The organism is Candidatus Methylomirabilota bacterium, from assembly GCA_036001065.1.
In the GTDB taxonomy this organism is placed as follows: Bacteria; Methylomirabilota; Methylomirabilia; order Rokubacteriales; family CSP1-6; genus MNEF01.
Genome location: DASYUQ010000212.1, coordinates 1 through 10,035 on the forward strand (window position 1 = coordinate 1; position 10,035 = coordinate 10,035).

General features: G+C 70.2%; 13 protein-coding genes. 3 read left to right on the plus strand and 10 right to left on the minus strand.

Annotated features, from left to right (window positions below; translation table 11 throughout):
• Window positions 1-136: 136 nt before the first annotated feature.
• The 9 genes from VGV13_20480 to VGV13_20520 are packed head-to-tail and all read right to left on the minus strand — an operon-like array spanning window position 137 to window position 6,593.
• Window positions 137-958 (minus strand): SDR family NAD(P)-dependent oxidoreductase, encoded by an 822-nt coding sequence (locus tag VGV13_20480; GenBank protein ID HEV8643461.1) that lies wholly within the window; start codon window positions 956-958, stop codon window positions 137-139.
• Between the two features lie 11 nt (window positions 959-969).
• Complete coding sequence (locus VGV13_20485; GenBank protein HEV8643462.1) at window positions 970-1,344, minus strand: tRNA-binding protein; 375 nt, start codon at window positions 1,342-1,344, stop codon at window positions 970-972.
• Entirely contained in the window at window positions 1,307-2,440 is a 1,134-nt protein-coding gene (locus VGV13_20490; protein ID HEV8643463.1) for a SpoIID/LytB domain-containing protein, read from the minus strand. Before VGV13_20490 ends, VGV13_20485 begins: the two co-directional genes overlap by 38 nt.
• Complete coding sequence (locus VGV13_20495; GenBank protein ID HEV8643464.1) at window positions 2,437-2,652, minus strand: DUF2905 domain-containing protein; 216 nt, start codon at window positions 2,650-2,652, stop codon at window positions 2,437-2,439. Before VGV13_20495 ends, VGV13_20490 begins: the two co-directional genes overlap by 4 nt.
• A complete protein-coding gene (gene ruvB, locus VGV13_20500; GenBank protein ID HEV8643465.1) occupies window positions 2,649-3,704 on the minus strand; it encodes a Holliday junction branch migration DNA helicase RuvB in 1,056 nt (351 codons plus the stop codon). The genes VGV13_20495 and ruvB overlap by 4 nt, the downstream gene beginning before the upstream one ends.
• Complete coding sequence (ruvA, locus tag VGV13_20505) at window positions 3,701-4,360, minus strand: Holliday junction branch migration protein RuvA (GenBank protein ID HEV8643466.1); 660 nt, start codon at window positions 4,358-4,360, stop codon at window positions 3,701-3,703. Before ruvA ends, ruvB begins: the two co-directional genes overlap by 4 nt.
• Window positions 4,357-4,833 carry a crossover junction endodeoxyribonuclease RuvC gene (gene ruvC / locus VGV13_20510; protein HEV8643467.1) on the minus strand — a complete coding sequence of 159 codons (477 nt, stop codon included), beginning with the start codon at window positions 4,831-4,833 and terminating at the stop codon, window positions 4,357-4,359. Before ruvC ends, ruvA begins: the two co-directional genes overlap by 4 nt.
• A gap of 31 nt (window positions 4,834-4,864) precedes the next feature.
• The gene (locus VGV13_20515) at window positions 4,865-5,617 is read right to left on the minus strand and encodes a YebC/PmpR family DNA-binding transcriptional regulator (protein HEV8643468.1); all 753 of its coding nucleotides are present in this window, start codon (window positions 5,615-5,617) and stop codon (window positions 4,865-4,867) included.
• A gap of 4 nt (window positions 5,618-5,621) precedes the next feature.
• A complete protein-coding gene (locus VGV13_20520) occupies window positions 5,622-6,593 on the minus strand; it encodes a hotdog domain-containing protein (GenBank protein HEV8643469.1) in 972 nt (323 codons plus the stop codon).
• A gap of 206 nt (window positions 6,594-6,799) precedes the next feature.
• Here VGV13_20520 and VGV13_20525 point away from each other — a divergent pair, with 206 nt between their 5' ends.
• Both VGV13_20525 and VGV13_20530 read left to right on the plus strand, forming a co-directional pair.
• Window positions 6,800-7,276: a twin-arginine translocation signal domain-containing protein gene (locus VGV13_20525; GenBank protein HEV8643470.1), complete on the plus strand. Its 477-nt coding sequence runs from the start codon at window positions 6,800-6,802 to the stop codon at window positions 7,274-7,276.
• 172 nt (window positions 7,277-7,448) lie between these two features.
• Entirely contained in the window at window positions 7,449-7,658 is a 210-nt protein-coding gene (locus tag VGV13_20530) for a hypothetical protein (protein ID HEV8643471.1), read from the plus strand.
• A 22-nt stretch (window positions 7,659-7,680) separates the two neighbouring features.
• Here the strand turns inward: VGV13_20530 and VGV13_20535 are convergent, their stop codons facing one another.
• Entirely contained in the window at window positions 7,681-9,240 is a 1,560-nt protein-coding gene (locus tag VGV13_20535) for an ABC transporter substrate-binding protein (protein HEV8643472.1), read from the minus strand.
• A gap of 239 nt (window positions 9,241-9,479) precedes the next feature.
• Between VGV13_20535 and VGV13_20540 the strand changes: the two genes are divergently transcribed.
• Window positions 9,480-10,035, plus strand: a 556-nt coding sequence (locus VGV13_20540) for a hypothetical protein (GenBank protein HEV8643473.1), incomplete at its 3' end; no start/stop codon positions are given.

Below are 10,035 nucleotides of genomic sequence, written 5' to 3' on the forward strand. Positions count from 1 at the left end.
CTTTCCGTCAGCGTGCAGCTTGATTCGGGTGCGGAGGTCGTGCGTCGTTCCGGTGTAGAGCCGTTGATCTCGATCACTCCGCAACACGTACGTGTAGTACACGGCGCCTCCCTTGGCGCGAATAGTTGGAACGGCACTAGCCGGTGAAGAGTCCTCCGTTGGGCGAGAGCCACTGGCCCGTGAAGAACGAGCTGTCGTCGGAAGCGAGGAAGAGCGCGGTGGTCGCCACCTCCGCCGGCTCCGCCCAGCGGCCGAGCGGCGTGCCGGCGACGATGGCCGTCCGCATGAGCGGCGGGATCGGCGCCGTCATCGGCGTATCGATGAAGCCGGGACAGATCGCGTTCACCCGGATGCCGCGGGAGCTGACCTCGCGCGCCACCGCGCGCGTGAAGGAGAGGATGCCGCCCTTGGCGGCACTGTAGTGGGAAGCGCTCTCCACCCCCATCAACGCGGCGACGCTCGACATGTTGATGATCACGCCGCGGTTGCGCCGGCTCATGAGCCGGAGCGCCTCCCGGGTGCAGAAAAAGGTGCCGTCGAGGTGGACCGCGATCATGCGGCGCCAGGCCTCGTCGGTGATCGCTTGCGTGATGTCCCAGTGGGTCTTGACCCCCTGCCCGCTCAGCAGCTCGGCCAGGCGCATTTCCGCCCTGCGGCCGATCGCCTCGCACTCGGCGCCGGCGGGGGCGATGCCGGCGTTGTTGACCAGGATGTCGAGGGTGGCGAACTCGCGCTCGATCTCGGCGAACATCGCCCGCACCTGCGCGCTGTCGGCGACGTCGGCGCGGACAGCGCGGCCCCGCGCCGCTTCCATCGCCGCCACCGTCTGCTCGGCGGCGGGGAGGTTCACGTCGTTGACGACGACGCGCGCGCCCTCCTCGGCGAAGAGCAGCGCGATGGCGCGACCGATGCCCGACCCGCCGCCCGTGACGAGGGCGATCCGATCCTTGAGCTTCATGACGGTGGACTCTACCCGATCCGGGCGCCCGGCGTGACGGGCCGGTCGGGATGGAGCAGGATCACCTCGCCGGCCTCGTCGTAGGCCCCCAGCACCAACACCTCCGACACGAACGGGCCGATCTGCTTCGGCGGGAAGTTCACGACGGCGACGACGCGCCGGCCGACGAGGTCCTCCGGGCGGTAATGGCGCGTGATCTGCGCGCTGGAGCGCTTGACGCCCAGAGGACCGAAGTCGATCCAGAGCCGGTAGGCGGGACGGCGCGCCTCGGGAAACTCGCGGGCGTCGGTCACGACGCCCACGCGCATGTCGACCTTCTCGAAGTCCGCCCAGCCGATCGTGATGGCGTCAGCGCCCGTCGAGGAGGCCGAGCGTCGCTCCCGGATAGTAGAACTCGAGGATCTTGCGGGCCGGGTAGCCCTGCTCGGCCATGCCCTTAGCGCCCCACTGGCAGAGACCGACGCCGTGGCCGTAGCCCCGGCCGGTGAAGCGCGCCAGCTCGCGATCCACGGCGACCGCGAACAGCGTGCTCTTGAGCGTGTCGTAGCCGACGATGCGGCGGAAGTCGTTGCCCCGCAGCCGGACCACGCCGTGCGTGCCCCGCACGCTGACCAGGGTCGCCCGCAGCGACGGCGTCCGCTCCGTCACCTCGATGGCCCGCACGGTTCCCACGTCCGTCCCGTGGCGGCGCAGCAGCTCGCTGAGCTGGGCGAGGCGGAGGTCGAGGGTCCAGTAGAAGTGCGGCGAGCCCGCCGAGAACTGGCAGACCACCGGCTTGAGCGCCGGCATGTTGCGGGCCGCGAAGACGGTGCGCGGGTCCTCCGTGTAGCCGCCGCTCTCGGTGTGATAGAAGGCCGGGAACAGCTCGCCCTCCCAGCGCAGCACCTGTCCGGCGGTCTCCCGCACCGCGCCCCAGATGGGAGACGAGGGCGGCACCCGCCCGGCGTACTGCTGGTGGGCGGTGGACGCCGTGATGTGGTAGGGCCTGCCGGCGCTGATGATGCGGCGGTAGGCGGCGTAGGTGCGGGCGACGATCGCCTGGGCCCGGAGCGCCTCCAGGGGCCAGGCCTCGCCGAGCTCGGCGCGCACTACACCCGCCAGGTATTCCTCGAGCGGCAGCTCGTTGACGACCGCGATGCCCTCACCGTTCGTCATCAAATCCACCACCGGCCCGTACTCCCGCCCGCCCAGGCGCATGGGCCGCTCGCTGCGCAGCCGAACGGCGGCCGCTCGCTGGCCGGCGATCTCGATGGCCGAGCCCGCCCACACCGCGCGCACGACGTCGGCGCGCCAGCGGGCGCAGTCGCCGCAGCGGTCGAGCTCGCCCGGGGCGCCGGCGGGCAGCGCCGAGATCTCGATGTCGGTGCCGCGCACCTCGGTCAGGCGGACGGACTCCTGGAGGGCGACGCGGATGGCGTCCGACGCCGAGGCGGGGCCCGTGAGGACCGCCAGGAGCGCCAGTACTCCGACCGGGATCCTCACCGGCGACCGATCAGCCAGAACAGGAGCGTCAGGGCGACGCTCAGCAGGAGGGACGTCGCCAGCGGGAAGTAGAAGGTCCAGTTGCCGCGCTGAATATAGATGTCGCCCGGCAACCGCCCGACCCAGGGGATCCGCCCCGCCAGCACCAGGACCGCCCCCACGGCGGCGATCAGCAGTCCGAAGACGATCAGGAGCTTGCCGACATCACTCATTCGAACAACCCGGCCTGGCCCGTGGCCGGGGCCCCGGCCGGAGGCTGCTTGCCCAGATGCGCATAGGCCTCGCGGGTCACGCGCCGTCCCCCGGGGGTGCGGACGAGGAGCCCGATCTTCAGGAGGTACGGCTCCACCAACTCGGTGAGCGACTCCGCCTCATCATTGATGGTCGCCGCCACCGCCTCGATCCCGACGGGGCCGCCCCCATAGTGCTCGATGATCGCGGCGAGGAAGCGGCGATCGAGGCGGTCGAGCCCGCGGGTGTCCACTCCCTCGCGATCGAGGGCGTCGCGGGCGATCCCGGAGGTGATCGCGCCGTCGCCGTTCACCTGGGCGTAGTCGCGGACGCGCCGGAGCAGCCGGTTGACGATCCGCGGCGTGCCGCGCGCGCGGCGCGCGATCTCGGCGGCGCCGGCGGGATCGATGGCGGCGGCGAGGATCGAGGCCGAGCGCGTCACGATGCGCTCCAGCTCCACCTCCGAGTAGAAGTCGAGGTGGTGGAAGATCCCGAACCGCTCGCGGAGGGGCCCCGAAAGCATGCCGGGCCGCGTGGTGGCGGCGACCAGCGTGAACGGGCGCAGCGCGTACTTGAGCGTGCGCGCGTGCATGCCCCGGTCGATGACGAAGTTGACGGTGAAGTCTTCCATGGCCGGATAGAGCAGCTCCTCCACGGCCCGGGGCAGCCGGTGCACCTCATCGATGAACAGCACGTCGGTCTCGTTGAGGTTGGTGAGGATGCCCATCAGATCGGCGCCGCGCTCGATGGCGGGCCCCGACGTCGTCACCAGATTGGTGCTCATCTCGTTGGCGATGACGCCTGCCAGGGTCGTCTTGCCGAGGCCGGGCGGTCCGTAGAGGAGCACGTGGTCCACGCACTCGCCCCGCCGCCGAGCCGCCTCGACCGACACGCGGAGGCTCGCCACCGCCTGCTCCTGTCCCACGTACTCGTCGAAGGACCGCGGGCGGAGCTGCCGCTCGAACTGCGCCTCCTCCGGCGCCGCCGCCCGGCTGAGGATCTTCGCGTCGTCGGGCGCCGCGGCCGCGCTCACGACGTCTTGGCCCCCCGGTAGATCTCGTCGAACAGCTCTTCGGCGCTCCCGATGGCCGGTCGGCGCCGGAAGGCGTCCTCGATGAGCTGCGAGGCCTCGCTCGGGCGGTGGCCCAGCTGCTTGACGAGGACCTCCCAGACGAGCTCCCGGAGCCCGTTGCCCTCCGGGGGCGGGGCGACCTTCACCGGCGCGGGCTCGCCGTCGGCGGCCGGGCCCGCCACCAGCGCGAACTTCGCCACCTTGCCGTGGAGCTGGGCCACGATGTTCTTGGCCTTCTGGGGGCCGATCCCGGGCAGCGATTTTAGATATTTCTCGTCCTGGCGGGCGATCGCCGCCGCGACTTCCGCCACCGGCGCGGCCAGCGCGCGCGCCGCCACCATCGGTCCCATGTCCTTCACGGTGATGAGCTTCTCGAAGAACTCCTTGTCGAGCTCGTCGGTGAAGCCGATGAGCACCGGGCGCGGCTGATCGCGGGTGGCATGGTAGTGGGTGACGAGGCTCAGCTCGCTGGCCTTGTCCCCGTCGCCCGCCGTGAGATGGTCGAGCTGGCGCAGCACGATGGGCGGCAGGAACACTTCGTAGCCGATGCCCCCCGTCTCCAGCACGATCCGGTCTTCGAGCCGGCGGCGGAGCAGACCCGTCAGCGACGCGATCACCGGAGGTGCCCGAGGCGGGACAGACCCGTGAGCGCCAGCGCCAGCGCGTCGGCCGCGTGCGAGGAGCGGGGCGGCTCGGCCAGGCCCAGCAGCCGTTGCACCGCGCGCTGGATCTGCTCCTTGGCGGCGGCGCCGTTGCCGGTGACGGCGCGTTTGACCTCGGCGGGCGCCAGCGACAGCACCGCGACCTCCCGCTGGCCGGCGGCCAGACAGACCACGCCGCGCGCGTGGGCCATGAGGAGCGCCGTGCGGGGGAAACGGTACTCGGTGTAGAGGTCCTCGAGGACGAGCGCGATCGGCGCATGCTTGTCGAGCAGCCGCCACACGCCGTCGTAGATGGCCCGGACGCGCTCCTCCAGCGCCAGGTCGGCCCGCGTCTCGATGACGCCGGAGTCCAGCACGGTGACGCCGGAGGAGGCCGACTCGATCACACCGTAACCGGTGCCGACGAGGCCCGGGTCGATGCCGAGCACGCGGGCGCCACCGGGACCGCCCGCCGGCCGCTCAGGCGGCCGAAATGGCCTCGATGACCTCGTCCGGAATGTCGTAGTTCGCGTAAACCGCTTGGACGTCGTCCAGCTCCTCAAGCGCCTCGACGAGACGCAGGACCGCGGGTGCGTCCTTGCCCTCGACCCGGACGGTCGACTGTGGCACGAACATCACCTCTGCCTGGAGCACCGGCACGCGGTTCTTCTCGAGCGCGGCGCGTACCGCGTCCATTTCACCAGGAGCGGTGGTGATCTCGAAAGCTTTTTCCACGCGCTTCATGTCGGTGGCGCCGGCGTCCAGCGCCTGGGCCAGGAGCTCGTCCTCGCCGATCTTCTCGGCGTCGACCTGGATCACCCCCTTCCGCTCGAACATCCAGGCCACGGCACCCGAGGAGCCCAGGTGGCCGCCAAACTTCTCGAAGGTGTGGCGGATCTCCGGCGCCGTGCGGTGGCGGTTGTCGGTGAGGACCCGGACCATCAGGGCCACGCCGCCCGGGCCGTATCCCTCGTAGGTGATCTCCTCGTAGGACTCGCCCGGCAGCTCCCCCGTGCCCTTCTGGATGGCCCGCTTGATGTTCTCCTGCGGCATGTTGGCTTCTTTGGCGGCCTCGATGGCCGCCTTCAGGTGCATGTTGGCCTTGGGGTCGCCGCCGCCGCTGCGGGCGGCCACCGTGATCTCGCGCAGGATCTTCGAGAACAGCTTGCCGCGCTGGACGTCGGTCTTGGCCTTCTTCCGCTTGATCTGGGCCCAGCGAGAGTGTCCTGACATCGCCCTAACCTCCAATGGCGGCCCGCAGCCGCTTCACCCGCTCCAGGCGTAGCTCGCGTCGCGCCAGCGCCGCGTCCCAGCGCCGCCGCTCGGCCGGGGTCTCCGGCGTGAACGGCGGGCATGGACGCGGCCTTCGATCGGGCCCGAGGTGCACGAAGGCCAGAAAGGCCGTGCAGGCGTGGCGCACCTCGCCGGTCCAGGGCTTCTCCGCCAGGACCTTGACGCCGATCTCGAGCGAGGAGGTCCCGACATGATTCAACCCGGCTTTGAACGTGACCACCTCGCGCGTGAAGATGGGCGAGTAGAAGTCCATCGCGTCCAGGCACGCGGTCATCACCAGACCCCGGCAGTAGCGCATCGACAGGATCCCGCCCGCCTCGTCGAGCGCCCGCAGCATCTTGCCGGGGAACAGCATGTTGCCGAACAGCGCGTCCTCGGGGAGCACGGGGCGCACCGACTCGAACCGCCACCTGATGTCGTCGTCACTCCCGGTGTCGCTGACGCGCGCCGCCTTCTGGGCGAAGCGGACCAGACGCTGCTGGCGCCGCCGGCGGGCGGCCTCGACGAGCGCCTCCTCGGCCGTGTCGGCCGGCGCGATCTTGTGAGGGACGGATCGCGGACGGGCGTCCTCGTCCACGCTGACGAAGACCAGATGCGAGTTCAGGGTGACGCTGCGCTCACCGGTGGCGACGTTCTCCGCCCACACCCGTACCCCCACCTCCAGCGAGGTGCGCCCCACGTATTCCACCTGAGCGCGCAGGATAGCGATCTCGCCCACCTTGACGGGATGGAGGAAGTCGATGTCGTCCATCGCCCCCAGTACGGCGTTGCCGCGGGCCAGGCGCGCCGCCGCCAGCGTGCCGGCCTCGGTGATCCACTCCATCATCCGGCCGCCGTGGATCTGCCCGGGCGCCCCCGCATGTTCGGGGAACACCCAGTGGATCTTCTCGACGGTGGTCTCCGCGATCGCCGGCATACGGTTCCTGAAAGACGGGAGCCCCCAAGCGGGGGCACGGCCCTTTGTAACACGGGCACGCGCGCCCACGCAATCGCCGGCGGGCGTCCTTGACAGGGCCGGGGTCGGGACCTATAGTCCCGCGCGTCGTCGTCCCTTCCCGGACGCGGTCCGCCAGCATCGCGTCAACCCCTGACCCGCTCGCGCGCACGACGGAGGACAGAACAATGGACGGCCTGGCCGGGCGCGAAGCTCCGCATCGTCGCGACGTCCTCAAGCTCGGCGCCACCGCCCTCACCGCGGCGACCGTGGGCGGGCCCATCCGACTCCCGACTCCGGCCGAGGCCCAAACGCCGAAGCGGGGCGGGGTCTTCCGAGTCCGCGGGGAGGACGCCGCGACCGGGTTCGACCCCCACCTGACGGTCAACCACCATGCCTGGTCGCTCGGGCACGGGGCCCCGAACCCCACCGTCCCGGCCGCGCTGAGGGAATGGTCGATTCCCATCGACCAGCTCTCCCCGGAGGGCCGCCGGCTGTACGAGCAGAACCTCCCCGAGGCCAAGCGCCTGCTGGCTGATGCTGGCCATCTCCGCGGCCTCAAGGTCCCCCCCGGGAGGCGACCCTCGGCTGGAGCCCGGACTATGCGGACGCGCTCCAGATCACCATGCGGAACTGGAAGTCAGCCGGCATCGAGGCGGAGCTGAAGCAGAAGGAGTTCGGGGCCTACATGGCCAGCACCATCTACGGGAAGTTCGACCGGGCGGGTCACGGCGTGCGGGGGGGGGACCCCCCGTCGCCGACCTGTTTCTCTATCTCGCCCACCTGCCCGGCCAGCCCCTCAACTCCTCGGGCGTCAACGATCCGAAGCTGTCGGAAATGATCCAGCTGCAGCGCCGGACCTTCGATGTGGGCCGGCGCCGCGAGATCGTCTACGACATCCAGCGCTATCTGGCCGAGCAGGTCTATTACCACTACGGGCCATCGGTCAGCTCGATGGCGGCCTGGGAACCGTATGTGAAGAACCTTGCCCCGAACATCGGCCACGACTACGGCGGGCGGCCCATGGTCGCCTGGCTGGAGAGATAGCCGCCGTCCGGGGCGGCGGGCGTTAGGGGCGCGGGGTCGGGGCTTCGAGCCACACCGTCGAGAGGCGGTGGAAGCCCGAGGGGTGCAGGCGCAGGCCCCGAACGTCCGGCCGCGCCACGGCCCAGAGCAGCTGCACGTACAGCGGAATCCACGGCAACTCCTCGGACAGCAACGCCTGCGCGCGCTGGTAGAGCCGCTGGCGCTCCGGCCGGAAGGAGAGCTGGCTGGCCCGGATCAGGGCGTCGTCGAGCCGCGGGTTCCGGTAAAACGAGAAGTTGAGCGCCTGCCGTCCCCGGCTCGCCCCCTCGCTCGTCGACAGCGGGTAGAGGAAGAGGTGGGGGTCACCGGCGGTGACGCTCGCCTCGGCGAGCACCATGTTGTGCTCGCCGGCGGCGCGGGCGGCCGCGGTGACCTGCTCGGATTCCACCCGGAGCTTTACGGGGATGTCGGCCCCCTGCAGGCTGACCTGCAGCGCCTCGGCCACCGCGTGCATGTGCACGGGCCCGCCGTCACTCGACGCCAGCAGGGTCGGGGTGAACCCCTGCGGCCAGTTCCCCTCCTTCAGGAGGCCGGCCACCGTCCTGCGGGTGCCGCCCAGGATCGGTCCCCCCTCGCGCCGCGCCCACACGCCCGGGGGCAGGAACGACTGCAGCGGCACGGCCGCGCGGTCGAGCGCGATCCCGAGGACTGCCGGATCGATCGCCGCCGCCACCGCCTGGCGGATCTTCTTGCGCGAAAACGGCTCCTTCTCGGTCTGGAACGCCAGGTAGCCGACGCGCGGGCCCGGAATCGAGAGCGTCCACTGCGCGCGGCGGGGCGGCTCCGCCGGGAACCACACGTCGAGCGCCCCCGCCTCGAACTCCGCCTCGGCGTGGTCATCGGTGGCCACGTCGAGGAAGACGAGGCGGTCGGCCCGGGGCGGCCCCGCCCAGTGGCCAAGGACGACCTCCAGGGTAAGGCGTCCGTTGGACGCGTCGACGATGCGGTAGGGACCGGTACCGACGAGGCGCTCACCGCCGTCGGGCGCCGGCGTCTGCCGCGCCACCCCGAACCCCGGATGCGCGAGCACGGTCAGCAGCGGCGCGTACGGCTGGACGAGGGTGAACTGCACCGTGTGGGCGTCGACCGCGCGCACCTCTTTCAAGACGCCCGGCGCGCCGCGCAGTAGCGCCGCCCACACCGCGGCGGCGGGCTGGGTGCCCACGCGGAGATGGCGGTCGAAGCTTGCCGCGACCGCCGTGGCGGTAAGTGCCGTTCCGTCATGAAAGCGCACATTGTCACGCAGGGTAAAGCTCCAGACCAGACCGTCGCGCGACATGCTCCAGCGCGTGGCGAGGGCGGGCTCGATGTCGGTCGTACCTTCCCGATATGTCACGAGCGTGTCGAAAATCTGCCGCGCGATCAGTGGGACGGCGCCCTCGAGCGTGGTGCCGAGATCGATCGTCGTGGAAAGCCCCGGGATTCCGATGCGGACTTCACGGCGTGGCGCCGGCGGCGCGGTTTGGGCGGAAAGAGCGGACAGCCATGCGAAAAAGGCAGCGACCGCGATCCAGAGCACGCCGACCGTGCGGCGCCCGAGCATGGTTTTCTTATACGTGGAACCCGAGCGATGCGCCACCCGTTTCGAAGGCAGACGTGGTGAGCGTCATCCGGTATGAAATTTGCTCTCTTCGCGGGTCAGGAGGCTCGACGTGATGGGTCACGCGAGCGATAAACACCCCTGAACCTTGACTTTCTTTTTTACAGCCGCCATACTCGATTCACGAGCTGGATGATCGTGCGCATGCCGTTCACCTGGCGTCGGGACAGAAGGGATGGGGTATGAAGGAGTTCGAGAAAAAGAGTAGCCCGAGTCGCGAAGGTTTTTCGAAGTTCCTCCCCGCCTCGATGTCGGATGCCGGCACGCGCCGTCGGCTCACGGAGTACGAGATCCAGGTTCAAGACCTCCAGGCCTACGTCCGCTCCCTTGAGGCCGAGACCGCCCATCTGCGCAAGAAGCTCGAGGACATGCCGAAGGAGTTCATGGTCCTCGAGAACAAGCTCCGCGAGGCCAACCGCCAGCTCGTGCAGGCCTTCAACCAGAACGAGAAGCTCGTGAACGCCCTCTACGAGGCGCGCGAGCAGATCACCGCCCTCAAGGAGGAGGTCGACAAGCTCTGCGCCCCGCCCTCCACCTACGGCGTCTACCTCTCCCCCAACGAGGACGGGACCGTCAACATCCTGTCCCAGGGCCGCAAGGTCAAGGTCAACCTCCATCCCGCCATCAAGGCCGAGATGCTCAAGCCCGGCCAGGAGCTCGTCCTCAACGAGGGCCTCAACGTCGTCGACGCCGCCGGCTACGAGATCCAGGGCGATGTCGTCATCCTCAAGGAGCGCC